We start from the raw sequence: 24,962 nt of genomic DNA on the forward strand, positions 1-24,962 counted from the left end.
CCGATATATGAAGGAGACCCGATCATCATGAAAAAAGCATTAATCGTCTGGGGAGGCTGGGACGGCCATGAACCGGAGCAGGTGGCGGATATTTTCGCCGGGGTTCTGCGGGAGCACCGCTTTGACGTTGAAGTCTCGGACACGCTGGAAGCTTATGCGGATGCCGAAAAATTGCTAGGGCTGGATTTGATCGTTCCGGTCTGGACGATGGGTGAAATTTCGCAGGAGCTTGTCAATAATGTGTCGGCAGCCGTACAGGCTGGGACCGGTCTCGCCGGTTGTCATGGAGGCATGTGCGATTCGTTCCGTAACAATGTGGACTGGCAGTTCATGACAGGCGGACAATGGGTAGCTCATCCCGGAAACGACGGAGTGGATTACCAAGTGGAAATCAAGCAAAGCTCCAGCCCGCTGGTCGACGGCATCGAAGATTTTGCCGTGAAGACCGAGCAGTATTATCTGCATGTCGACCCCGCGGTCGAGGTACTTGCCACGACCCGCTTTCCGGTCGTCGACGGCCCTCACCGCTTCAACAAAGCGGTCGATATGCCGGTCGTGTGGACGAAACGCTGGGGCCACGGACGCGTGTACTACAACTCGCTCGGCCATCACGCAGATATCGTTGCGCTGCCGACGGTCAAAGAGCTCATGACGCGAGGCATGCTATGGGCGGCAGATGGCAAACAACGCGCTATGTCACAGCAAGGGAAAGACTCATCCGCCGGCGGGTTCAGCTACAGCGGGATGGGCGACAGCCAATATGACGCATAAAGGGATGGAACCGGTTATGGAGAAAATCAAAGTCGGTATTATCGGCTGCGGAAAAATCAGCGGCATCTATATGGAAAATTGTCCTAAATTCGAGGTGCTGGATCTCGTGGCCTGCGCGGACCTGGATTTGAACCGGGCCCGGGAGCAAGCGGCACTGTACAGCATCCCCCGCGCTTGTACCACCGAGGAACTGTTAGCCGATCCGGAGATCGGCATCGTCATCAACCTGACGATCCCTGCCGTGCACGCCGAAGTCAGCTTGCAGGCGCTGCGGGCCGGTAAGCATGTGTATGTGGAAAAGCCGCTAACTGTCTCCCTCGAGGAAGGACGGCAGGTATTGGAGGAAGCTCAGGCCAGAGGCCTGTTGGTAGGGAGCGCGCCCGAAACATTCTTCGGAGCCGGCATTCAGACCGCGCTCGGGCTGATCGAAGACGGTGTAATCGGGCGTCCGGTCTCGGCCACGGCGTTTATGATGAGCCGGGGCCACGAGCATTGGCATCCCGATCCCGAGTTCTACTACGCGCCGGGCGGCGGCCCCATGTTTGATATGGGCCCCTACTATTTGACCGCACTCGTGCAATTGCTCGGGCCTATCGCCCGAATTGCCGGCATCACGGGCAAGGCTTTGCCGGAGCGGACCATCACCAGCGAGAAAAAGTACGGCTCGCGGGTTCCCGTTGAAGTTCCGACACATGTCGCCGGAACGCTGGAGTTCGAAAGCGGGGCGATCGCCAGCCTGATCACCAGCTTCGACATTTTCGGCGGCAGCAGCCTCCCGCCGATCGAGATCCACGGCACCGAAGGTTCGTTGCTGGTGCCGGATCCGAACACGTTCGGCGGGCCGGTCAAATATCGCCGGACCGGCGAAGCGGACTGGACCGAGCAGCCGCTGCTGCCGGGCTACGAGGACAACAGCCGCGGCATCGGCCCCGCCGATATGGCGTACGCGCTGCTGCGCGGCCGCAAGCACCGGGCGAACGGCGAGCTCGCTTACCATGTGCTTGAAGCCATGTGGGCGTTTCATCATTCTTCCGATTCCGGTCACTATCATGAAATGAAGAGCCGATGCACGCGCCCTGCTGCGCTTCCGGCAGGTCTTAAGCCGTACACGCTGGATTAATAACGATATCGGAGCGAATAAAATAAAAAGACGGTGAAGCCGATGGCTTCAACCGTCTTTTTTGAATTTGCGCTGACATTAGCGGGCTTTGGCCTGCAAATACGCCTCTTTATAAGCAGCCGCCTTTTGAGCGATGATGGAGAAATCCTTTTGCTTCAATGCCTCATTCGTCAGGTCCGAGCCGATGCCTACGGCAACCGCGCCGGCCTTGATCCAATCGCCGAGATTGTCCAGCGACACGCCGCCGGTCGGCATAATGTTGGCCTGCGGCAACGGCCCCTTGATCGCTTTGATCATGGACGGATCGTAGAGGTTGCCCGGGAACAGCTTGACGATATCCGCTCCGAGTTCCAGCGCTTCCTGGATTTCCTTGATGGTCATAACTCCCGGCATGACCGGGATCCGGTAACGGTTGCAGAGCATGACGGTATCCCGGTTGAGACAAGGACCTACGACGAATTGCGCACCGCTTAGAATCGCCGCCCGAGCGGTCTCGGGATCAAGCACCGTTCCTACGCCGATGATGGCGTAGCTGGCGGGATCTTTTGAATCCCACGAATATTTGGCGGATAGCATCTCAATGGCCCGCAGCGCGAAAGGCACGGTCATCGTCACCTCGATCACTTTAATGCCGCCGGCAATTGCCTGTTCAGCCATCTCTACCACTTGCTCAGGCGTTTCGCCGCGCAGCACGGCAACGACGCCTTCCTCCGCGATTTTCTGCACCAATTGTAATTTTTTCATATGAACTCCTCTTTCTTTATAGGATGGTTGGATAATTGATATGATTCACACGGTATATTGCTGAAATGTAATTTCGGTTCCGTTGACGCTGGACTCCGCCTTTCCTTCCGCCAACTTCGCTAAGCGAAGGTTCTCTTCATGAAGGAGTCCCGTATATTCAACGGTTAGTCCCCCTTCATCGGCAAAAACGGGAGTTCGTCCCGCCATCAACGCCGCAAAATCCGTCAAGCTGTTGATTCCTTTAGTCTTGACGTCCTCTAGGGAGACGGCCTCGACGACAACGCCGATCCGGGAACCGCGGCAAACAGCAAGGTTGTACCCGGACATCGGACGGATTTCGTAGCTTCCGTTCAAATAAACGGCAAACAGCACCTCGTCCACTTTTCCGAATAAAGCTTCCGCTTCGTAAATCCATTCGCCTTCAGGCAAGACACCGACAACTTCATTACCTTCCGGAGCATCCTGTTCAATGGCTTCGGCTGGAAGCGGATACAATGATATTACCACATTTTTACGGTAGAGGACTTCCATCCACGGACTTTGATGGCGCGGATCCCGCCCGGAAGGATCATACCCTTCGCCCGGATGGAAAAAATAGAGCTGATTTCCCTGACCGCCCCGGCGGACCGGAATACTGAACATCCAGCGCAACTGCTCATTGTCGAATTCCCGGACTCGCTCCCATAGGCCGCCGGCGGCATAATGCTTCGTCACGTAAGCATAGGAGTGAAGCTGCCGAAATCCTTCGTCCGTGACTTTCCAAAGTGCCCGGCTCACCACCGCCGGCTCCGTCCGGTTTAATGCCAGACTTCTTGCTCTTTCCGGCGCTTCCCGGAACAGAAAACCGGCATATTCCGTCCGGGGCATGTCTGCCGGAAGCTCAAAATCGCCAAACTGGGCATAATCATGGAGGACATTGGCATCGCTTGGAGCATCATGCGGCCACCCCCGCGAGTGAGCTCCTGCCCAAGCTCCCTTCAAATAATAAGAAGCTCGCAGCGTCCATAATTCGTCAAGCAGCTCATCAAGGTCGCTCTCTACCCGAGGATCGGCGGCAAATTCCAAAGCGCAGGTGATAGCCTGAATCCAGTGCCAGAACCAAGGCAGGCATCCGTACTCGGCCATACCTTCCTTGCGAAGGCGCTCCAAGGTCGAGGCCAAACAGTTTTTACCGTCCTCCAGAAGCTCCTCGTCGCCATAAAGCTGTCCGAAAATCAGCTTCGCCGCTGTGTATTTGGCCTCATGATGATTGCAGACGGTAAGCGGCCGGCGATAAAATCCTCCGCGATAAACATGACCCAGCGCTGTCTCAAACTCCGCCGCAAGGTGTCCGCTCATCTGCCGTTCGTACTTGCGGTGGAAATAAGCCATCAGGCTCCCCATCAATTCCACCGGCAGCTCATGCGGGGCCGCCGTTTCCGGTACCGGGTCCAAATTCAGCGGCCAATGGCCGTACATCGGACGGTCCGGATCCCTCTGTTGAAGCCGGAGCACCCGGACCAGGACATGCTCCGCCAACCGCTTGGCTTCCTGCCGGTCAAATGGCAGTTCTTCTTCATATAGCGGATCTGTCGAAGCGGCGAACAGGTAGGAAGCATAGTAAAAGTTATTGCGTACGTCTCCATGAAACCACAACCCGCTGGTAAGCAAGGGCTCTCTCCATGCTTGTTCCGCTACAGACCGAACGATCTCATTCATTCTTGTGGTGTAACCGTTCATTTTCTCCCCTTTCCTTTTCTTCATTTCATCCCTATTCCCTCGTTGATTAATATCCTAACATGTTTGTCCGGGACTCGTAATTCGGCAATTTAAAGGCAAAACCGCATTTATTACAACATTTTTCGATCCCATACTGAGTGCAGAAGAGGATAGCTTGCAAAATGAACAAAAAAGGATTAATGTAAACCTATATAAACATTATAAACCTAAATAAACGAAAAGAGGAGATTTATTTATGGAAAGACGTTACGCCTCTCATCCCAACGAAGTTAAGCGGTTCGATACGGAACGGCTTCGTCAGGAATTTCATATTCCCAAACTATTCACGCCAGACCAGCTTGAGCTGGTGCTTACCCATGAGGACCGCATGATTGTCGGCGGAGCGGCGCCGGTAAACGAAGCTGTGAAGCTGGAAGTCGATTTGAAAGAACTGGGTGTGGCCTACTTCCTGGAGCGGCGCGAACTCGGAGCGATCAATGTCGGCGGCCCCGGCATCATCTCCGTAGACGGTACGGACTATGAATTGAACACAAAGGATTGCCTGTATGTAGGAATGGGCTCGGAAGAGGTTCTGTTCAAAAGCAAGGACGCTGCGAATCCGGCCAAATTCTATCTGAATTCAGCGCCTGCCCATAAAGAATTCCCAACCGCAAAAACAACGCTCGCCGAAGCGGAATCCGGTGCACTGGGCTCTATCGAAAATTCCAACGACCGGACGATCCATCGCTTCATTCACGAGAACGGGCTTCAAAGCTCGCAGCTGGTGATGGGAATGACGCAGCTCAAAACCGGCAACATGTGGAATACGATGCCTGCCCACGTTCATCCTCGCCGGATGGAAGCTTACATGTATTTCGACTTGCCGGAGGAAGCTGTTGTTTTCCACCTGATGGGCGAGCCGGACGAAACGCGTCACATCGTAATGAGAAACGAACAAGCCGTCATTTCGCCGAGCTGGTCGATTCACAGCGGAGTGGGCACCAGCAATTATACGTTTATTTGGGGCATGGCCGGAGATAACAAAGCTTATTCCGATATGGACGCCGTCCCTATGAAACATTTAAAATAAGAGGTAAAACTAAACGGAAGCGTGGACATGATATGAGCTCGATACGACGTTACGAAAAAATTATGGAGGTTCTGCTGACGAACAAAGAGGTCACGGTAGCGGAACTAAGCGACAGGCTCGGGGTTACGGGCAAAACGATCCGTGAGGATCTTACCCGGCTTGAGGAGCAAGGGTTGATCATCCGCGTGCATGGCGGAGCGGTTCTTGCCCAAGGGGACCAGTTCGGTATTCTTCCCGCCAAGGAACCCCTGGTCAAGCATGCGGAGGAAAAAGCCGATATCGCCCGCAAAGCGCTGGCCCATATCCAGGAAGGCGACATCATTGCGCTTGACGGCGGCAGCACCACGCTGGAGATTGCGCGCCGCCTCGATAACCGGCCTATGACCGTCATTACGAACGACGTCTATATTATCAGCGAACTTGCCGCCAAAGACCATATCCGTCTCGTCGTTCCGGGCGGGTATCGCGTCCGCAATATGCTGGCCGGTCCGGAGGCAACGGATTACGTAAAACAATTGAACATTCAAAAAGCGTTTATTTCGGCGACCGGAATCCATCCGGAACACGGACTATCCATCTACACCGGCGATCTGATTGAATTCAAGCGGGCCTTGATCGATACGGCCCGTGAAGTGATCGCCGTGATCAATCATCATAAATTCGGACAAACCGCGCTTCGTACCTTTGCATCCCTGAACGAAATCACGCGGATCATAACGGACGGCGCACTTCCCGCCGAGATAGGCCGTACCTATTCGGATGCGGGCATTATTGTGGAATAACTACGATTCTCCACTTATTCTAAGGAGTGTTCTTACTATGAAATTATTCGATCTTTCGGGAAAAACAGCCCTTGTTACCGGCTCGTCCGGCGGACTCGGCCAAGGCATCGCGATCGGCCTGGCGGAAGCGGGCGCCGATGTCGTGTGCGCTTCTTATAGTTCAAGCCAGGAAACCGCGGACCGGATTACGGCACTGGGCAGAAAAGCATCCGTCATCGAGGTCGATCTCAGCAATCACGATAAGCTGCAGGCAACCTTTGACGAAGCCCTCAAGTTGACCGGGCATATCGATATTCTCGTCAACAATGCCGGTATCATCCGCCGTACGCCGGCCAAGGACCATAGCGAGAAAGACTGGTTCGATGTCATCGACATTAACTTGAACACCGTATTCCTGCTCTCGCAGATCGCCGGCAGACATATGATCGAGCGGGGAAGCGGTAAAATCATCAACATCTGTTCGATGCTCTCCTACCAGGGCGGTATCAATGTTCCGGGTTACACGGCCTCGAAGCATGGAGTCGCCGGGCTGACCAAAGCCTTCGCCAATGAGTGGGCAGCAAGCGGCATCCAGGTCAACGGGATCGCCCCGGGATATATGTCAACGGACAATACGGCTCCGATCCGTGCCGATGAGAACAGAACCGCCTCGATCACCGATCGGATTCCTGCCGCACGTTGGGGAACGCAGGAGGATGTTAAAGGACCCGCCGTCTTCCTGGCATCCACTGCAGCCGATTATGTGAACGGTCATATCCTCTGCGTCGACGGCGGCTGGATGGCGAGATAACTGAGTACAGCTGAGTACAACTAAGCATAATTTAGCACACAAAAAAGCCCGTTCGGGGGATCAACCTCCGAACGGGCTTTTCTTTATTTCTATTACTGAAGCAGGCAGGAGAAGTTATAGAGGTTATCTACCGCTCCACATGGCCTTTCCCGGCCAGCAGCCTTTCGATCTCCGCTGCGCTCGGCAAGCCTTCCCAATCCCCGACGGCCTGAATGACCTGAGATCCGATCAGGTTGCCGAGGCGGACCGATTCCTCAAGGCCATACTCCCGGAGCAGACCCGCCAGGAAGCCGGCGCAAAATCCGTCGCCCGCGCCAACCGTATCAACGACGTGCTCCGCTTTGAAGTAAGGGACCGCCGTCAGTTTTCCTTTTTCGTACAAGTAAGTCTCGTTCTCTCCGCCCTTAATGACGCTTGCTCCCGGCAGCTCATCGAGCTTCGCAAGAATCGCGTCCATCGAATCGGTCTCGTACAGCAGCTTCAGTTCATCCAGGCCCGGCAAGAAATAATCCGCTTTCATAGCGAGCGGCAAAAGCACCTTCCTTGCTTCATCTACTCCCCACAGCTTCAACCGCAAGTTCGGATCAAAGCTGACTTTGACGCCATGACGCTTGGCCATGTCCATTGCGGCCGCTACCGTGTCTGCGCAGGATGCGCCCAGCGCCGGCGTGATGCCGGTAACATGCAGGATTTTGGCGGATGCTATGTATTCCTCGTCCAGATGCTCCGGGGCCATACGGCTCGCGGCCGATTGCTTGCGGTAATAGTAAACCGAGCTCTTGCCTGCGACATTCTCACGAATCATCAGCCCTGTAGGGGCTTCTTCCGTCAGCTCCGCACGGGAAACGTCAACGCCTTCGCCGCGGATGGATTTCATGATCCGTTGTCCGAACGGATCATTTCCCAGACGTCCGCACCAACCCGAGGCATGCCCCAGCCGGGCCAGCCCGATCGCCACATTGCTCTCCGCCCCGCCGAACGAAGGCTCCAGCGATCTGGCGTATTCCAGCCCTTTGCCACCCTCGGCGATCAGTAAAGCCATACTTTCCCCGAAAGTAATGACCTCGGGGGTACCAATCTTTGTCACTAGTTCATTCATTCCTGTTCTCTCCTAATTCCTTAAGGGCTTTAGTGAATAACTCCAAGAATTGTTCCTCTTCATACTCGTTTGTTATCGACCTCGACGAAGCCAAGTAAGACAGGCCGTTAAATTTCGTAGAAATCAAGATGGCGTTTAATGGCACTGAACGATTGTATTGAATTGTCAGGCCGTTCACGGTCCGAGTGTTCTCATATTCCGTTGTTGATTTTCCGGCTACGGGCTCACTAATTCCAATCTCCAGCAGTCCATCCCCTTCATAGGGCCCATAAAGAGCCTGAATGCTATCTTCGGGACCAAACTCGGATTTCAACTTCTTTCCTTTGCGCTCTGTGTAATTAATAATAAAGGCCGAAGTATCAGATTGAGGCAGAGATATATCAAAAACAGAGTTCACCTCATAACCATCCAAGACTGGAATGGTGAAATTAGGAATAGTCTCCCGAATATCCCTAACAACTTCGGCGAGGCTTCTATCGCTGGGATTACACGCTGAAAGAAATACAGTGAAGAAAGTAAAGAAAATGAATAACGATTTTCTCATTCCTGACCTCCCCCCATAGAAAAAATACATCTGGATACTTAATAATATTCTCCATATTTTCATGAAAACCTTTTAAAAAAGGGAAACGTTCGAGGCGTTATTCCTTTCAGATTATATTAAAAAAGGCGGCCCCTAAGGCCGCCTTCCAAAATACTTGTTTCTTATTATACCTCCAAAATCGAAGGCATAATATGTGGTGCTCTTCCGACTTCTTTCATGAAGTACTTCCGCATCATCCGATGAATGCTTCTGATCCAGACCGCCCGGTCATAGGCCTCTCGTTCAGCCTGTTTGGTAAGGCCCCGCTTGAGCACCGCTTCTGCCCGTCTCAGCAGCGGTCTTGCATCCTGCATGTACACGAAGCCGCGGGTCACAATATCCGGTCCGGCCAAGATTTGCCCGGTCTTCTTATCCAAGGTCATCACGACGATGACAATGCCTTCCTGCGCAAGCTCCAGCCGTTCTTCCATCAATTCATCCTCGCGGGCCCGCATCTCGCCGTTGCTGATAAACACTTCACCCGATGGAATTGTTCTGCCGCGCTTGGCCCGGTTGCGATAGATGGAGAGCGTATCGCCGATATTAAGCACAAAGGTCCGGTCTTCCGTCAGGCCGGTTTGCAGCGCCAGTTTCTTGTGACTGAGCAGCATCCGATACTCTCCGTGAATCGGAATGAAGAATTTGGGACGAATAAAGCTGAGCATCAGCTTCAAGTCCTCACGATTTCCGTGTCCCGAGGTATGGATGTCAAATATAGAACCGTAAATGACATGCGCCCCGGCCCGCATCAGCATATCGATGCTCCGGTTGACGTTTTGCGTATTTCCCGGAATCGGAGACGAGGAGAAAATTACCGTATCGCCGGGATAAATCTGAACCGAGCGGTGGGCGCCTGAAGCGATCCGGCTTAGCGCCGCGTTAGGCTCGCCCTGGCTTCCGGTACATACGATCAGGATTTGGCTGTCTTCATACCGGTCGATATGCTTAACATCGATCAACATGCCTTCCGGAATACGGATATAGCCCAAATCTTGTCCAATCGAAAATACTTTTTCCATACTGCGGCCGATAACCGCGATTTTCCGGTTACACTGCATGGCCGCTTCGACAACCTGCTGCAGCCGATGGACGTTCGATGCAAACGTTGCGAACAGGATTCTTCCGTCGCATTGCCGGAAAGTATCCAGAATGGCGCCGCCTACCCGGCGTTCGGAAGGGGTGAAACCTTCCTTCTCGCTGTTGGTGCTGTCCGCGAGCAAGGCAAGTACGCCTTCGCCCCCAATGCTGGCCATCTTGAACAGATCGGCCGGCTTGTCCTCCGGAGTAAAATCGAATTTAAAATCGCCCGTATGAACGACAGCTCCGTAAGGCGTGTCTACTACGATGCCGAACGCGTCGGGAATGCTGTGAGTCGTCCGGAAAAAATGCACCGAAAGCTGTTGAAAATCGTACCGATCATTCTCCTCGAACACATGCAGCTTGACTTCCCCAAGCATCCTGTATTCCTCCAGCTTGGCACGGACCAGGCCGATCGTCAGCGGACCGCCGTAAACCGGAACGGACAACTGGCGGAGCACAAAAGGAAGCGCACCGATATGGTCCTCATGCCCGTGAGTCAGAAACAAACCCTTGATTTTGTGTTGGTTCTCGATCAAGTAGGTAATGTCCGGGATAATATAATCGATACCGGACAATTTGGAGTCCGGGAATTTCAATCCTGCGTCAATAATTACAATCTCGTTCTTGTATTCGATGCCGTACATGTTCTTGCCGATTTCGCCGATTCCGCCGAGGGAATAGATTCGTACCGGGGGCGGCGAAGGCTTAGGGCGCCGGTTAGGCTTTGCCGTAGCTACTGGTTTGGTATTTGCTTCATTCATTATGCGGTTAATCCTCTCTAGAATAATGCAGACTGATCTAAACATAATTATACTGAAATCTAATCGCAATAACTAATTAATTTTTAGAAGAGACCACATTAACCTTAATGCACAGAAACAAGCTGACGCCGGAACAAGGCCGAACGCCAGCTAAAATGATCTTATTTCGAGAATTTACCCAATTGGCTACTGGTTAAAACACTTCATAAAATCGAATTATTTCAAGGGCCTGGCCCCGCGCCAATCCGGATTAACGGCGCTAATTCAACCCAAGCTGCTGCAGCAACCCGCTATCACTTACTACTTCCATCCAACGCTCGGCGATAAGATGATGACCTGCCGCCGTAGGGTGTACTCCGTCCCAAAGCCAGTAAGCTTCCTCCCTGCGTCCGGCAGCGGCGTCGAAGGCATCCTGAAGCGGAACATGAACCGCGCCGAATTCCCGGGCCAATTCACGGACGATGGATTGATAAGCGGAAATCAGGTCGGTCCATTGCTCCCATTTGGCCACGGTTGCTCCCGTTTTAAGAATAAACGGCTCGCACAATACCAGTTTGGACTGAGGCAGAACCTCCTTGTTTTCGGTCAGCAGATGCCGGTAAGCCCTTTCAAATCGGTCTGTAACCCCGCTCGGTTCTTCGGACATGATTCTCCAAGCGTCATTCACGCCGATCAGGATACTGAGCACATCGGGCTTCAGGCTGATCGCGTCTTCATTCCAGCGCGCGTACAAATCCGAGACACGGTCACCGCTCACACCCCGGTTTATAAACAACGGATTTTGTTCGGCGCAGGTATGGCCAAGCTTTCCCGCGATCATATAAGCGTAACTATGTCCCAATACATGATTGAGGTCGGTTCCCCGATCCCGGTTACCGTCGGTAATCGAATCTCCCTGAAATAAAATCACCTTGTTATTCTTTTGCATAAACTAAAATCCCCTTTTCGATGAACTTGTTAGTACAAGTTCTTTAATTATATAAGAGAATGCCGTTTTTCGCAGCCAAATTGCGGTAGAGCAGCTTAATTATCTAACACTGCAAATTCCGGCCGCAGCAAAGAAGGCTCCGCCTCATCGGGGCAGAGCCTTCTCTTATTTTGTGTCCGCACTATTTTATCGCTACAAAAAACAGTCTGGCCGCGTCATCCTTCGCTTCCACCCACTCGAAGTCGGCATAACAGGAGACGTCCCGGAACCCGCACTTAAGCAGCTCGCTGGTCATCCAATCCGGATCATAGGCACGCTGGACATGAGTTTCCTCAAATCGCCGGTACAAGCCAGGACCGTTCTCTTCCTCACGGGCAAAAATCGTTAAATGATGTTCTATTTCATCCCGTGCGTCATCCCGTTCGCAGGTCCAGATATAAGCTACGGAGGATTCGTCCCAGATGAACGGCTGTTCTTCTTCATACCGGCGAAGCGTGTTCGGGTGATGGACATCAAACAGGAAGGTCCCACCCGGCTTCAGCCCCTCATAGGTTCTGCGGAAGGTACTGACGATGTCATCCTTCTCTAGCAGATAGTTCAGGCAATCGCAAAAAGAAATTACCGAATCGACCGGCTCTGGCATTTCCCATTCCGTCATATCCTGTTGAACCCAGCGGATGCTCCCGTCACGGAACAATCGGACGCCTTGCGTGGTTCCTTCCATTTTGCGCCGGGCAACCGACAGCATGTCCGCCGAAAGATCGATACCGGTCACCTGAAATCCGGCATTCACGAGGGGAATCGAAATGCTGCCCGTACCGCAGCCGAGATCAACGACCGATGTGGGCATACCGTGCTTCTCCCAGGCCATGCGGGCGAACCGGATCCACTCGGGATACGGCATATCTTCCATCAATTCATCGTAAACATAGGCAAATTTTCGATAAGATACCATGGTTGTCACCGCACTTTCGTTTCCGCACGTTCTGATTATTCTGGCTTAGTCTCTGCTTGGGAATCATCTTTCGATTGCGATTCCCCTTTATTCTTCAAAGCGGAGGTCAGGTAAGTCCAGTTTTCGCTCTGTGTAATTTTCCCGTCCTTCATCAGCTTGCCAAGCGCACGTTTGAACGCTGATTTGCTGATCCCGAAGCGCTGCTTGATAAGATCGGGCGCTGTGGCATCCGAGAAAGGCATTCCGCCGCCGGGCCGGCTCTCCAGGTAAGCCAAGATACGCTCGGAATCTTCGTCACGGCCGATTTCCTTGCGCGGCGCCATCGACAGGTTGACGCGCCCGTCCTCACGGACATGCGCAATACGCACCTTAACCCGCTCACCCAAACGAAGCATACGATTTCGTTCCGAGGAGTGGATCATGCCGATCGCTCCGAAACCGAGAACTCCGCCTTCCACGATTACAAACGTCCCCATCTGCAACGGCTTGTATACGATCGCTTCCATCCACTGATTGTTCCAGGAAGATGGTGCGTGAAAAGCATGCTGAACCAGCTCCTGCTCGCCGGCCAGTTTGGCCTTCAGGCGTCCCTGTTTGTCGTGCTCCATAAGGACGTAGACCCGGTCTCCCACTTGGGGGTGCAGTTCTTTCAGCTCCGGCAGCTCCCGGATCGGAAGCAGCAGTTGCCGGCCCAATCCCATCTCCAGGAAGCAGCCGAGACGGGGATGAACGTCGGCCACTTCAAGCAGAGCGAGCTCACCTAACGTGAGATACGGCTTTTTCATCGTTGCGGCCAACCGGTCTTCCGTATCATAGAACAAGAATACTTCGACCGTGTCCCCAGGCTGAATCTTGCTTGTCAGTTCGGAGTAGTGGAGCAGCACGTCCTGCGTTCCTCCGCCGAGAAAATAACCGTAAGGCGAAACTTCCCGGTCTACGGGAAGAGATACGATCGTTCCCGCGATCAGGCTCATACGTTCTCCACTACCTTGGCGTCAGACCAAAGCCGCTCAATGTTGTAATATTCCCGCTCATCCCGGTGGAATATGTGTACTACGACATCCCCCAGATCCATGAGGACCCAGCGGGCGGAGTTCATTCCCTCGATGCCGCGGATTTGCACGCCCGCTTCCTGCGTACGTTTGCGAACCTCTGTAGCGATCGCCTGCACCTGCGTGTCCGAGTTCCCGTGACAAATCACGAAATAATCGGCAATCAGCGAAATACCTTTCAGGTCCAGCGCCACAAGATTCATAGCTTTTTTATCTTCCGCGGCTGCCACCGCGATGCTTAGCAATTCAGTTGGTGATACCGGCATTCATATATCCTCCTATGGAAAATGATAATTGTTTTATTGTTTTGAACCCTTGATTTCCTGGATCAGGCCGTTACGGGAAAGGACGGTCAGCGGGAAAATCACTTTTCCCTTCTCCAGCAGGAAGGAAATCGTCGAATCGAACCCTGCGACCAACGCCTCCTCCAAGCTATGTTCAGCCAGATCACGAATCCGTTCTACGCCGGGAAACTCCCGGCCCGGCTCGATATAGTCGGCCAGGCAGACGATTTTGTCGAGCTTCGTCATGCCTACTCTGCCCGAGGTATGGTAGCGGACCGCGTCCAGCACCTCCGGATCCTCGATCCCGTAGTCCCGCTGCGCAACGAACGCGCCGATTTCGGCATGCATAAGCTGCTTGTCATGCTCCAGCAACTCGGGATTGAGCCCGTTGTCACGGATCATGGCTTCCTGGCGCTCAACCGGCCAGAATTTGGCCAAATCATGCAGCAACGCGGCCAGATCCGCCTTCTCCTTATCGCCGCCGAACCGCTCCGCCAGAATGACCGCCGTCTCCATCACGCCTTCGACATGCTTCCACCGTTTGGCAGGCATTTGACCGGAGACGATTTCGATCAGCTGTTCACGGGTGTATTCCATACAATCCGCTCCTTACGATATATTCATACACCGCTTCGGGCACCATGTAACGCACCGACAACCCATTCGCGATCCGCTTGCGGATCAGGCTGGACGAAATGTCGACGAGCGGCATATCCGCCAGAAGCACCGACTCCTGAATATATGGAGGCAGCGCATCAAGTTCAAGGAAGCTTCCCGGGCGCTGCAGCCCGATAAACGTGAGCATTCCCGTCAGTTCCTCGATCCCTTCCCATTTTGGAAGATAATTGACCATGTCGGCTCCAATGATAAAAAACAGCTCCAGCTCAGGATGCTGTTTCCGCAGGGCCTTGATCGTATCTACCGTATAGGATACCCCGCCGCGCCGCAGTTCTATATCAAGCGGCTTAAAAGCGGGATGGCTATGGGTTGCGGCTTCCACCATGGCGAGCCTCTGCTCCCCGCTCACACCGGCCTGGTGTTTGTGAGGAGGAATATGGGACGGCATGAACCAAACCTCTTCCAAGGCATGCTGTTCCCGGGCGGCCTCCGCCGCCAGCAGATGCCCGAGATGGATCGGATCAAACGCGCCTCCCATGATGCCGATTCTTTTCATGACTGTTTCCTCCTCCCCGATTCCATTGCGGTCATTTGTTAGGGAAGCTCAATCTGCTTGTATTCGCGCGATTCTTTATACAATACGATCGTTCTGCCGATCAGTTGAACCAGTTCCGCTCCGGCGCCTTCCGCCAATTCTTCGGCGATTTCGCGCGGATCGTCCAGATTGTTGTTCAGCACCGATACTTTAATCAGTTCCCGGCGCTCCAGCGCTTCGGAAATATGCCGGACGATCTGATCGTTCGTGCCCCCCTTGCCAACCTGAAAAATCGGTTGAAGATGGTGGGCCTGGCTCCGTAAATAACGCTTTTGTTTTCCTGTAAGCATGTAATTTCATAACTCCTCTAAATGTAAAATAGTTGTTTTCATATATTAACACTTCAACGTCCGCCGGCTAAACCAAACTGCTCAAGACCGCTGCGCGCATCGCGTCCACCGGAGCCGGCATGCCGGTCCAATATTCGAAGGCATAGCCGCCTTGATAGACGAACATGCCGATTCCATTATGAATCGTACATCCTTTCCGTTCCGCTTGAAGGAGCAGTTCCGTGCGCAGCGGATTATAGATGAGGTCGCTGACGACGATGCCGGAAGGCAGCAGCGCCTCATCCAGCGGCGTTTGGCCGGGATGCGGATACATGCCTACGGAGGTCGTATTGATCAAAATATCGATCTCCGGCAGCAGGCCGCCGATCTCCTCCATGCCGCAGCCCTTGAGCGCACCGAGATGGCTCCATTCCGCGGCCAGCTCACGCGCTTTCTCCGCCGTGCGGTTCGCCACGGTTACCCGGGCGGGCGACTCCTGCAGCAAGGCGTACACGATCCCGCGCGCCGCGCCGCCGGAACCGAGCACCAGCACCCGCTTCCCGGCCAAATCCGGTGCAGCTTGCTCTTTCAGGGAACGGATATAGCCGATGCCATCCGTATTATAGCCTTTCAGGACGCCTCCGTCATTGACGATTGTGTTGACCGCACCGATCGCACGGGCTCCTTCATCCACCTCGTCGAGATATTTCATGACCTCGACTTTGTGGGGCACCGTTACGTTCACGCCGCGAAATCCGAGCGCACGCACTCCTTTGATCGCATCCTCGAGACGGTCACCCTTTACATGAAGCGGCACATAAGTCCCTTCGATACCGGAAGCCTGGAGTGCAGCCCGGTGCATGGACGGAGATTTGGACTGGATGATCGGATCTCCCATGACGCCCAGCAGCAGAGGCAATTTCAGCTCCTCCCGCTCTTTCCCCACGACATTCATAGTTCTCCCCCTTTGACCCGTTCCGTAAACGAAAATTCCGGCTAGATCAGCGACGGCCGGACTAAAACTTTAATCCCCTTCGGCGCATGAACCGCTACAACGGCACCCGCCTCATTATTGACTTTGATCCAGCCGAGTCCTGATATAAACAGGTCGGTCCGGCTGCCTTTGGCGATGCGGAATTCATGCCGCGTCCAGTCCGGAAGCTTATCCAAGCTCTCCTTGCTCGGCGGAGCCAGCATTTCACCGGCATGATCCGCAAACAATTCGTCCGCACGCTCCAATTTGGTTCGGTGCAGCGGAATTCGTCCGCTGACAAAACAAGTGAACGATTGGCGTTCTCCCTGTACAAAATCAAACCGCCCAAACCCGCCGAAGAAGATAGTTTGGCCTTCGTTCAACTGGTAAACGGCCGGCTTCAACGGCTTGTCCGGCAGAATGATGCCTAAATCCTGCGGGCTTACGAGCTCGCTGTATCTCGACGGATACATGATTCCCGGCGTATCGATAATCGATCTTCCGTCATCCAGCGGAATGTGCACCATATCCAGCGTCGTACCCGGGTATCTTGACACCGTCAGCTCCTGATCCAGATCGCTGTAATCCCGGATCAGCCGGTTGATGAGCGTGGATTTGCCGACATTCGTCGAGCCGACCACGTATACATCCCGGTCGCCTCTATGCTGCTCCAGCGCTTCCAGCAAGCGATCGAAACCGCTGTTTTGCTTCGCGCTGCACAGGACGACGTCCTCCACCTTAAGACCAAGATCCTTCGCTTCTTTTTGCACCCAGTTCCGGACTTTGTTCCAATTGGTCACTTTAGGCAGCAAATCGATTTTGTTGACCGCAAGCAGCACCGGATTATTGCCTATAAACCGCTGTAATCCCGAAATCACGCTGCCGTGAAAATCAAAGATATCGACAATATGAATGACCAGCGCTTCTTTTCCGCCGATCTGGCTCAGCAGCCGCAGGAACTCGTCCTGCTCCACGGTAACCGATGACGACTCATTATAGTTTTTAATGCGGAAGCAGCGCTGGCAAATGACCGGCTCCCGCGTTAGCGCCTGCTGCGGGGTATACCCCGGTTTGTTCTGCTCTTCGCTCTGCAGTTTAATCCCGCAGCCGCTGCAGCGGAATTCGCGCTCTTCGCTCCGCTTATCTGTCATTTCTGTTTTTCCTCCTCAAGCCATAATCCCGATTTCCCCAGACGGTGCTTCACGATCCGCTCCAGTCTTCGGTTGATGCGTGTGCCGAAACCTTCATCCGCTGCGGAGATCGGAAGCACCAGAACGGTGAACAACCCTTGACGGTTCCCACCTAAAATATCGGTCATCATTTGATCGCCGACCACGATCGTCTCTTCCGGTCTGAGGCCCATCATCTCCATCCCCTTCCGGAATGAAGACCCCGCCGGTTTTCTCGCCTTATGCACGAACTCAATATTCAAAGGAGTCGCAAATACCGACACCCTGTCCAAATTATTGTTTGACACGATCACAAGTTTAAACCCGGCCTTCTTAACTTTTTCGAACCATTCTACCAGTTCGGGCGTGGCTAACGGCGCTTTGGCACCGACCAGCGTATTGTCCAGATCCGTGATGATTCCCCGGTACCCTTGTTCGTACAAGCCTTGGAGGTCGATATCAAAGACATTGTTGACTCGCAATTTGGGCAAAAATCTTTCAAACAATTTACGTTCACCTCGGTTTCATACGAAAAACTATACCATATTCTACCCTTGCTTTATATTTATATTTTAAAAAAGAAAAGGTCCCCGGTGCAACCACCGGGGATCATTGTCGTGCTAGTGACATTCGGAAGTGTTCACAAATTCATTTTATTATCTCATTACCGCGTACCGCTCCCGCTTCTTTCTCTTCCGGGTCATCCGCATTAATTTGCGGGATTGCTCCCGAACGATTCTCCATTGTTGCGGAGAAAATGATTCCGGACTGTAGCTTGCCCGTTCGAATTCACTCAGCAAGGTGTCCAGGGTCGCAGCCAGTTCAGGCTGCTTCTCTTTCCAGCGGTCGACCGACTCCCGTAACGTTTCATCACCGCTCCGGTTAAATCCTCTACGTCGCAGCCTGCGTATTAAATGCTGCGTCTGCAGAACCGCCTTCTCGCCCAGCGTCAAAGGCCGACCCAGACGAAGCCGGAAAAAGGCAAAGTAAAGCACCGAACGCAGCTGATAAACAGCCCATAGCAGAATTACCGCAATGCAGATAATAATCAAATTCCGGATCGTCTCGGGACTCATGCTCTCCAGCATTCCCTTGCCGTTATCCCGGGATGCTCCGTCGAGGTCGGAAGAATCAGCTAATGTCATTACACTTCCGTCCTGCTTATACAACACCGGCGCACTGAAGCCGGGAGTCGCTTCAAACGGAACCCAGCCATAGTCTCCGAAATATAGCTCTGTCCACGAATGCGCATCCGCATTGTTGACCCGGTAGTCCATCCCCGTCTCCGGGAACCGCTGCATATACTCGGGATTGGGCTGTGTTCCGGGTGAATATCCCTTGACCCATCTCGCCGGAATGCCAAGTGAGCGGGCCATCATGACCATCGCAGTGGAATAATAATCGCAGTAACCCTGTTTGATCTCGAAGAGAAAGGAATCCACGAAATCTTCACTTTTTTTCAAAGATAAATCCGGCTGGTTGGTATACTCATAATTTTGTCTCAAATAGTCCTGCAGGAGCTCCATTTTCCTGTAGGGCGTCGTACCTTCAGCGGTGACCTGCAGCGCCAATTCGCGGACGCGGTCCGGAAAACCGGAAGGGATTTGCAAATAAGCATTTTCCTTATCCGCAGGATACAGGGTCTCGAAACTGGCCTCGCGAAGCTCTTCCAAAGGAATAACCGGGATATTCGCCACTACTTTATACTTTTTCGGATAGAGGCGTCCTATAGGTTGAGAACTTCTGGTCAAAGCCTGATGGTTCATCTCCCAGTGAAGCTCGGCTTCTTTGGGCGCCCACATCATTGTTCCCCCGGTTTGCTGCTCCTCCTCATCCAGCAGTTCCACACTGCCCATGGTATAGCCGCCGAACAATACCGGATAAATCTCCTCGTTTTGCATCGTAATCGTCTGCTCTACTTGCATGATTTCAACTTTCGGAGGTATCTCCTCACCTGGAAGCTCGCCAGTGGAGACGCCTTGAATCCGGTTAAATTCGCGCCCTTCTTCGCTCAGATCCATCCAGCCCTTGCCGGTATAATTCCGGCGAGTCTCGCCGCGCCAATAAGATCTTACTGACGTATCGACCGTCATCACAGGGCCGTAACTGAATTCAAAGCCGCCTCCGAGCTCTTTGTCGTCTCGGCTATAGCCGGAAATGACCTCCTGCGGGGCGATAATCATGACCGATCCCGAATCAGTGGAAGAAACGGGGGTCGCAGCGGCATTGCCGCCTGGTCCCCCCCGATTTTTCCAAGCGGTATATGGGTCCGTCAGAACAGGCGAGACCGATGGCATACTGACGCCGATCAGCAATACGCAGGCAAAGATCGCGACAATGTTGGCGGCAATCCTAAGCGGCTGATGCCGCAGACGATTCCATCCGTGCGGATATTTAAGCTGGAAGGACCGGAAATGAAGGCTCGCCAGCCAACCGAGGCCGGCAAACACCGTCCAGGCTACATTTTGCCATAAATAATAGGAAGTAAAAGAGTCCAAAATCGCAAAGGCAATCAGATCTCCAGCCAAAAACAACAAGATTCGTTTCTTTCCGTTCAGCAGCTCCAATGCCAGCTCAAAAAATACCCAGGCCGCCAGCGAGAACCAAATATAAGGCGTGAATTGTTGCGCCATACCATAAAGCTGATCCGGGACCAGCCGGCCTGAAGGCAAATACACATCATAAGCGATGAGAACGATGCGCCAGCCCGCCATAACGACGATCGCTTTGATGATCCAGCGCCAGGTCGCTCTCAAAGGCAGTAGATCTATGGCAGCCACCGACAAAAGCGTTACGGTAACAAGCGCCGTCGTCTCATCGAACCATAAAGGCTCCGTATAATCGATCCATTGCATAGCGATAACTAAAAGCCACAAGACCGAAAATAGGCGGTACCAGGAAAAAAGGGACCGATCGTGTGATTGTTTCATATTCTGCCACCCCCCAGCGCTGCCGGAAGATCGCTCAGCGAAGATACTGTAACCCCTTTCATTCCTCGTTCCTGAAGGACCGTCTTCAGGGATCCCTGCCGGTATACGGTCTGCCCCGGAATCCCCGTATGAATCTGGTAAGGCGTCATATGACGCGATTTGGCCCAGCGCATAATGCCGAGCATTTTATCGTCGGTCAGCGGACTGATCAGAATAAAAAACGCCCCGGACGGAAAGTATTGCCGTTTCCCTTCCAGCTTCTCCTTATATCCTCCATATCCATCCGCATGGATATCAACCAGATGATGAAGCATTTGCTGCCGTTCCAGGTAGCCCTCCGCCGGCGCGAATGCACGAACGGTTTTGCCCAGTGTACACAAGCCCATACTGATCCTTTCCCTTGATCCGTATTCCAGCAGCGAGGCTGCGGTCGATACCGCGAGCTCGAACTGGGACGGCTGCGTGTAACTGAGCGTATGCGCATCCAGCACCAATATGGTTTTCGGGAGCGATTCGTGCTCGAATTCCTTCGATTTCCAAGCTCCTGTTTTCGCGGTAGCGTTCCAGTGGATCCGGGAAATCCGGTCTCCGTATATGTAATCACGGACCCCGTTGATTTGGGTCGTTTCCCGCCGCGACATGGAAACTGCGGTTTCCGGTCCGGCCAGCCGTGAATTCCGGCTATGCAACTGCCAATTCGGAATGAAGACGGTGCGCGGAAGGATACGGAACTCTCCGCCGGTCTCAAACACCCCTTTATGCTTCATCAATCCGAAGATGTCTTCAGAATGGCATTCCGTCCCGGAAAATACGTATTTCCCCCTCTCCAGAGGAGGAGTTTGGTAGGTCAGAATGCTGTCCTTATTAAAGTGAGGAACCAGACTGTCTTCGAATATCCAGGAGTCTCCGTTATGACGCTGCAAATGTTCCCTGACGATGATATAAGGGAGCGGCATAAACCGCGGAGGTTGGATCTGAAGCCTGATTTGAACCTGTTCCCCGGCTTTCAGCAGGCCCGGGCGGTCTTCATTCTGCGAAAGGCTTCTCGAGCCCCTGATTCGCTTGATTCCTCCCATACCACCCGCCACCCAGTAAAGGGCCAGCAGCGATATCATCGTGAACAGCATTATCGACGTTTTTCCACCTTGGAACAAAACATAGAATAGACATATAAGCCATAATGATGCCACTTTCCAAAAGTTTAATGAGGACAACCCGGATTTGAACATCTCCAGCACGGCCCGCATCATTTACCGTCCCGCAGATATCGGCACCTGAACCTGCCGCAAAATCTGCTGAAGCACTTGTTTGGAATTCATGCTGTCCAGCCGGGATTCGGGACGAAGCAATATCCGGTGGCCGAGCACGTAAGGAGCCAGAACTTTCAAATCGTCAGGCAGAACAAAATGACGTCCATCTATAAATGCGAACGCTTTCGCAGCAGCCATGAAAGCGAGAGAGGCGCGCGGAGAAGCTCCGAGGAGCACGGCTTCATGCTCACGGGTGCGCCGCACGATTTCCAGCAAATAATCGCTGAGCAGATCGCTGATATATACGTCGCGGATTTCGTGCTGAATCGCGGCGATTTCCTCCATGCTCGTCACCGGACACAATTGGTCTACGGGCTGTCCCAGGCTGTGAGTGTGGAGCATATTTTTTTCGGTAGCCGCATCCGGGTATCCCATCCCGATCTTCAGCATAAACCGGTCAAGCTGCGCCTCGGGCAGCAAATAAGTCCCTTCAAAATCGATCGGGTTCTGAGTGGCGCAAAGCATAAAAGGATGCGGCAGCGGATAAGTCACGCCATCCGCGGTGACGCTGCGCTCCTCCATGACTTCGAGAAGGGCGGATTGCGTTTTGGTCGTAGCCCGGTTAATTTCGTCGGCCAGCAGAATGTGAGTCATAACCGGTCCGGGACGGAACACAAATCGTTCCTCATGAGGGTGAAATACGGATACGCCGGTAATATCGCTGGGGAGAATATCCGGATTGCATTGAATGCGCCGGTACTCGCCGTCCATCGATTTGGCTAACGCCTTAATCAACTGGGTTTTGCCGGTTCCGGGCACATCCTCGATCAGTACGTGGCCGCCGGCGAGCAAAGCGGTTAAGAGCAGGTTGATTTCAAATGATTTTCCGAGAATGCATGATTCCAAATTGTCTTTTACGGCGGTCAATGTTCGTATCGATTGCTCATTTACGGGCACGTTTTTTCCCTCCAGACATTTGATCATCCTGTTTCATCGTGTTGTATTCATTTATTTCTTTCTATTGTACATGAAGTTAGTCGGTGAAGTATACTCGGCACTTTTCGGGATGAGTGTTGATTTTTTTATGATTCGGATATTTCCTGAAAACAGAAAAAACCTTCAGTCCGCAGACCAAAGGTTTTCGAAGATATTTGTTCAATTTGTTCATCCCTATTCGATTCAATTGAGTTATCCTTTCGGACGTACAACAAGCGCAGCCAGGAATGAAAATATGATCGCCGCGGAGATCCCCGCGCTGGTCACGTCAAAAATCCCGGTGATTACGCCGATCCATCCGTCACGCTGTAACTCGGTCAACGCGCCATGTACCAAGGAATTGCCGAAGCTGGTTATCGGTACGGAAGCCCCTGCGCCGGCAAATTTGACAAGCGGATCATACCAACCGAAGGCATCCATGACCGCACCAATCACGACGAGTGAACTCATCGTATGAGCGGGGGTCAGTTTGAATACGTCAAACATGATCTGACCGACTACGCAAAACAATCCTCCTATGACAAACGCCCAGAGAAATATCATCCTATGCTTTCCTCCTTTTCCAGAGCTACCGCATGCGCGATGCACGGAATGCTCTCTCCCTGCTGGTAGGACAGCGGGGACAGCAGCGCCCCGGTCGCCGCAATCAACACCCGATTCAGCTCCCCTTTTTTGATTTTCTTCAAAATATGTCCGTAAGTCACAACCGCCGAGCAACCGCATCCGCTGCCCCCCGCTATCACGTAGGGCTGTTTCTCCCTGTCAAAGATCATCAGGCCGCAATCATTGAAGGTCGTCCCTTTCATGGATACACCATCCTTCTCGAGCACATCCTTTACAATAGCGTGCCCTACCGATGCCAAGTCACCGGTAACGATTAAATCATAATCCTCTGGACTGCGGCCCGTATCATTAAAATGAGCGACCAGCGTGTCCGCGGCCGCCGGCGCCATGGCTTCGCCCATATTGAACGGGTCTTTCACTCCCAGATCCTGTATCCTCCCGATCGTGGCATGGGTGATGCGCGGGCCTGATCCTTTCGAGGATACGACCGCCGCGCCCGAGCCGGTGATCGTGTATTGGGCGGTCGGCGGCTTTTGCGAACCGTATTCCGTGGGATAGCGAAACTGCTTCTCCGCCGTACAGTTGTGGCTTGCCGTTCCCGCCAGCGCATGATGAGCGCCCCCGGCATCCACGATCAAAGCGGCCAAAGCCAAGCTCTCCATGGATGTTGAGCAGGCTCCAAACACGCCCAAGTAAGGAGCGCCTATCTTCCGCGCCGCAAACGTCGCGCTGATGATCTGATTCATCAAATCACCGCCGATAAAAAACTGGAGCTCTTCTCTGGAAATCCCCGCATGCACGAGGGCTAAGGCGGATGCGTGTTCCAGCAGCTTGCGTTCGGCCTTTTCCCAAGTCTTCTCGTCGATCTCCAAGTTGTCATACACAAAATCAAAATCGGCCGACAGCGGGCCTTGTCCTTCTTCCGGACCGACGACGGTCGCCGCCCCGATAATCGCCGGCTTCGACTTGAATTCCCAGGTTTGCGAACCGGTCAGCACCATCAGTGTGCGCCTCCCAAGCCGAAGATGACATGAACTACGCCGACTAAAAAAGCCGCGACTACACCGAATACAATGACCGAACCCGCCAGTTTAAACATGTTGGCCCCTACGCCGAGCACCAGACCTTCCGCCTTGGATTCCAGCGCCGAGGAGCACATGGAGTTCGCGAATCCCGTAACCGGCACGGCCGAGCCTGCGCCTGCCCATTGCGCGATTTTATCGTAAACTCCGAACGAGGTGAGGATTACGGAAATGATAATCAGCACGGCGACCGTCGGGCTGCTCGCCTCTTTGGAGGTCATCCCGCCATAAGACATGAACAATTGCTGGATGCACTGCCCGATCAGGCAGATCAGCCCCCCGACAAGAAACGCCTTCAGGCAGTTTCCGAAAATATTCGTCTTGGGTTTATGTTTTTTGGCGATTTCCTTATAATCCTGTTCGGTCAGCGACATCGTATTCAGCTTCACCCGGGCACCGGATCTCGATTTGGTTTTGGCTGGCAAGCGCCATCCCTCCTTCATGCATTCAAACATTTCCTTACGCGGTATACTCATTATTTGTCATCATGCCGCTTGTTATGTTTGGTAAATCATCCATAGCCGCAAATAGCGGTTATCTTCGAGCACAACAAAAAAACAGCGTAATCCGTTGGCGGGAAAACGCTGTTTAAGTCGTGATCATAAGATGATTTTTTGAAACCTCTTTAAGTTCAAGTTCAAAAAGTCGCTTTTAAGCACCGAGAAGGTTGCGAGAACCCGAAGAAGGAGGAACGGAGTGTAGGCAAAACCTACATGAGTACCGGACTTCGAGGGTGAACGCAAGATTCGATGTCGATTCAACATCTGGGATGTACTTCG

The 24,962-nt window shown here is 53.2% G+C and carries 26 protein-coding genes; 5 read left to right on the plus strand and 21 right to left on the minus strand.

What is annotated here, in order from left to right:
• Positions 1–27 precede the first annotated feature (27 nt).
• Positions 28–771: a ThuA domain-containing protein gene (locus tag KJS57_RS21945; RefSeq protein ID WP_211019932.1), complete on the plus strand. Its 744-nt coding sequence runs from the start codon at positions 28–30 to the stop codon at positions 769–771.
• Positions 772–787: 16 nt separating this feature from the next.
• Positions 788–1,891: a Gfo/Idh/MocA family protein gene (locus tag KJS57_RS21950; RefSeq protein WP_213656362.1), complete on the plus strand. Its 1,104-nt coding sequence runs from the start codon at positions 788–790 to the stop codon at positions 1,889–1,891.
• A 78-nt stretch (positions 1,892–1,969) separates the two neighbouring features.
• On the opposite strand, the gene KJS57_RS21955 is transcribed toward KJS57_RS21950, so the two are convergent.
• Together KJS57_RS21955 and KJS57_RS21960 are read right to left on the minus strand one after the other, a co-directional pair.
• Positions 1,970–2,635 carry a bifunctional 2-keto-4-hydroxyglutarate aldolase/2-keto-3-deoxy-6-phosphogluconate aldolase gene (locus KJS57_RS21955; RefSeq protein WP_211019934.1) on the minus strand — a complete coding sequence of 222 codons (666 nt, stop codon included), beginning with the start codon at positions 2,633–2,635 and terminating at the stop codon, positions 1,970–1,972.
• Between the two features lie 45 nt (positions 2,636–2,680).
• Positions 2,681–4,378, minus strand: a complete 1,698-nt coding sequence (locus KJS57_RS21960; RefSeq protein WP_244861666.1) for a hypothetical protein — start codon at positions 4,376–4,378, stop codon at positions 2,681–2,683.
• A 211-nt stretch (positions 4,379–4,589) separates the two neighbouring features.
• Between KJS57_RS21960 and kduI the strand changes: the two genes are divergently transcribed.
• Genes kduI through kduD form a run of 3 tightly spaced genes read left to right on the plus strand, consistent with a single transcriptional unit; the run spans position 4,590 to position 6,995 of the window.
• The gene (kduI, locus tag KJS57_RS21965; protein ID WP_213656363.1) at positions 4,590–5,423 is read left to right on the plus strand and encodes a 5-dehydro-4-deoxy-D-glucuronate isomerase; all 834 of its coding nucleotides are present in this window, start codon (positions 4,590–4,592) and stop codon (positions 5,421–5,423) included.
• A 32-nt stretch (positions 5,424–5,455) separates the two neighbouring features.
• Complete coding sequence (locus KJS57_RS21970) at positions 5,456–6,205, plus strand: DeoR/GlpR family DNA-binding transcription regulator (RefSeq protein ID WP_213656364.1); 750 nt, start codon at positions 5,456–5,458, stop codon at positions 6,203–6,205.
• Between the two features lie 37 nt (positions 6,206–6,242).
• Positions 6,243–6,995 carry a 2-dehydro-3-deoxy-D-gluconate 5-dehydrogenase KduD gene (kduD, locus tag KJS57_RS21975; protein ID WP_213656365.1) on the plus strand — a complete coding sequence of 251 codons (753 nt, stop codon included), beginning with the start codon at positions 6,243–6,245 and terminating at the stop codon, positions 6,993–6,995.
• Between the two features lie 127 nt (positions 6,996–7,122).
• Here kduD and KJS57_RS21980 read toward each other — a convergent pair whose 3' ends face one another.
• The 19 genes from KJS57_RS21980 to spoVAC form a co-directional block, all read right to left on the minus strand.
• Positions 7,123–8,094 (minus strand): sugar kinase, encoded by a 972-nt coding sequence (locus KJS57_RS21980; RefSeq protein ID WP_213656366.1) that lies wholly within the window; start codon positions 8,092–8,094, stop codon positions 7,123–7,125.
• Positions 8,087–8,638 carry a hypothetical protein gene (locus KJS57_RS21985; protein ID WP_213656367.1) on the minus strand — a complete coding sequence of 184 codons (552 nt, stop codon included), beginning with the start codon at positions 8,636–8,638 and terminating at the stop codon, positions 8,087–8,089. The genes KJS57_RS21980 and KJS57_RS21985 overlap by 8 nt, the downstream gene beginning before the upstream one ends.
• A gap of 164 nt (positions 8,639–8,802) precedes the next feature.
• Positions 8,803–10,518, minus strand: coding sequence for a ribonuclease J1 (gene rnjA, locus KJS57_RS21990; RefSeq protein WP_211019940.1), 1,716 nt, complete (start codon positions 10,516–10,518; stop codon positions 8,803–8,805).
• Between the two features lie 259 nt (positions 10,519–10,777).
• Positions 10,778–11,446, minus strand: coding sequence for an SGNH/GDSL hydrolase family protein (locus KJS57_RS21995; protein WP_213656368.1), 669 nt, complete (start codon positions 11,444–11,446; stop codon positions 10,778–10,780).
• A gap of 181 nt (positions 11,447–11,627) precedes the next feature.
• Entirely contained in the window at positions 11,628–12,401 is a 774-nt protein-coding gene (locus tag KJS57_RS22000; RefSeq protein WP_213656369.1) for a class I SAM-dependent DNA methyltransferase, read from the minus strand.
• Positions 12,402–12,436: 35 nt separating this feature from the next.
• The gene (locus KJS57_RS22005) at positions 12,437–13,375 is read right to left on the minus strand and encodes a CvfB family protein (protein ID WP_213656370.1); all 939 of its coding nucleotides are present in this window, start codon (positions 13,373–13,375) and stop codon (positions 12,437–12,439) included.
• Positions 13,372–13,719, minus strand: coding sequence for a ribosome silencing factor (rsfS, locus tag KJS57_RS22010; RefSeq protein WP_211019944.1), 348 nt, complete (start codon positions 13,717–13,719; stop codon positions 13,372–13,374). The genes KJS57_RS22005 and rsfS overlap by 4 nt, the downstream gene beginning before the upstream one ends.
• A gap of 33 nt (positions 13,720–13,752) precedes the next feature.
• Positions 13,753–14,334 (minus strand): bis(5'-nucleosyl)-tetraphosphatase (symmetrical) YqeK, encoded by a 582-nt coding sequence (gene yqeK, locus KJS57_RS22015; RefSeq protein WP_213656371.1) that lies wholly within the window; start codon positions 14,332–14,334, stop codon positions 13,753–13,755.
• Entirely contained in the window at positions 14,318–14,911 is a 594-nt protein-coding gene (locus KJS57_RS22020; protein WP_211019946.1) for a nicotinate-nucleotide adenylyltransferase, read from the minus strand. Before KJS57_RS22020 ends, yqeK begins: the two co-directional genes overlap by 17 nt.
• 38 nt (positions 14,912–14,949) lie before the next feature.
• Complete coding sequence (yhbY, locus tag KJS57_RS22025; RefSeq protein ID WP_211019947.1) at positions 14,950–15,240, minus strand: ribosome assembly RNA-binding protein YhbY; 291 nt, start codon at positions 15,238–15,240, stop codon at positions 14,950–14,952.
• A 67-nt stretch (positions 15,241–15,307) separates the two neighbouring features.
• A complete protein-coding gene (aroE, locus tag KJS57_RS22030) occupies positions 15,308–16,174 on the minus strand; it encodes a shikimate dehydrogenase (protein ID WP_213656372.1) in 867 nt (288 codons plus the stop codon).
• 41 nt (positions 16,175–16,215) lie between these two features.
• Positions 16,216–17,343: a ribosome biogenesis GTPase YqeH gene (gene yqeH / locus KJS57_RS22035; RefSeq protein ID WP_211019949.1), complete on the minus strand. Its 1,128-nt coding sequence runs from the start codon at positions 17,341–17,343 to the stop codon at positions 16,216–16,218.
• Entirely contained in the window at positions 17,340–17,867 is a 528-nt protein-coding gene (locus KJS57_RS22040) for a YqeG family HAD IIIA-type phosphatase (RefSeq protein WP_211019950.1), read from the minus strand. Before KJS57_RS22040 ends, yqeH begins: the two co-directional genes overlap by 4 nt.
• 150 nt (positions 17,868–18,017) lie before the next feature.
• A complete protein-coding gene (locus tag KJS57_RS22045; RefSeq protein WP_213656373.1) occupies positions 18,018–20,291 on the minus strand; it encodes a transglutaminase TgpA family protein in 2,274 nt (757 codons plus the stop codon).
• The gene (locus KJS57_RS22050; protein WP_211019952.1) at positions 20,288–21,538 is read right to left on the minus strand and encodes a DUF58 domain-containing protein; all 1,251 of its coding nucleotides are present in this window, start codon (positions 21,536–21,538) and stop codon (positions 20,288–20,290) included. Before KJS57_RS22050 ends, KJS57_RS22045 begins: the two co-directional genes overlap by 4 nt.
• Positions 21,539–21,541: 3 nt before the next feature.
• A complete protein-coding gene (locus tag KJS57_RS22055; protein ID WP_213656374.1) occupies positions 21,542–22,498 on the minus strand; it encodes an AAA family ATPase in 957 nt (318 codons plus the stop codon).
• A 231-nt stretch (positions 22,499–22,729) separates the two neighbouring features.
• Positions 22,730–23,080 carry a stage V sporulation protein AE gene (gene spoVAE / locus KJS57_RS22060; protein ID WP_211019953.1) on the minus strand — a complete coding sequence of 117 codons (351 nt, stop codon included), beginning with the start codon at positions 23,078–23,080 and terminating at the stop codon, positions 22,730–22,732.
• The gene (gene spoVAD, locus KJS57_RS22065; RefSeq protein ID WP_211019954.1) at positions 23,077–24,102 is read right to left on the minus strand and encodes a stage V sporulation protein AD; all 1,026 of its coding nucleotides are present in this window, start codon (positions 24,100–24,102) and stop codon (positions 23,077–23,079) included. Before spoVAD ends, spoVAE begins: the two co-directional genes overlap by 4 nt.
• Positions 24,102–24,608, minus strand: coding sequence for a stage V sporulation protein AC (gene spoVAC, locus KJS57_RS22070; RefSeq protein ID WP_211019955.1), 507 nt, complete (start codon positions 24,606–24,608; stop codon positions 24,102–24,104). The genes spoVAD and spoVAC overlap by 1 nt, the downstream gene beginning before the upstream one ends.
• Between the last annotated feature and the right edge of the window lie 354 nt (positions 24,609–24,962).

Origin of the sequence: Paenibacillus vini, assembly GCF_018403325.1 — a bacterium.
GTDB classification, from domain to species: domain Bacteria; phylum Bacillota; class Bacilli; order Paenibacillales; family Paenibacillaceae; genus Fontibacillus; species Fontibacillus vini.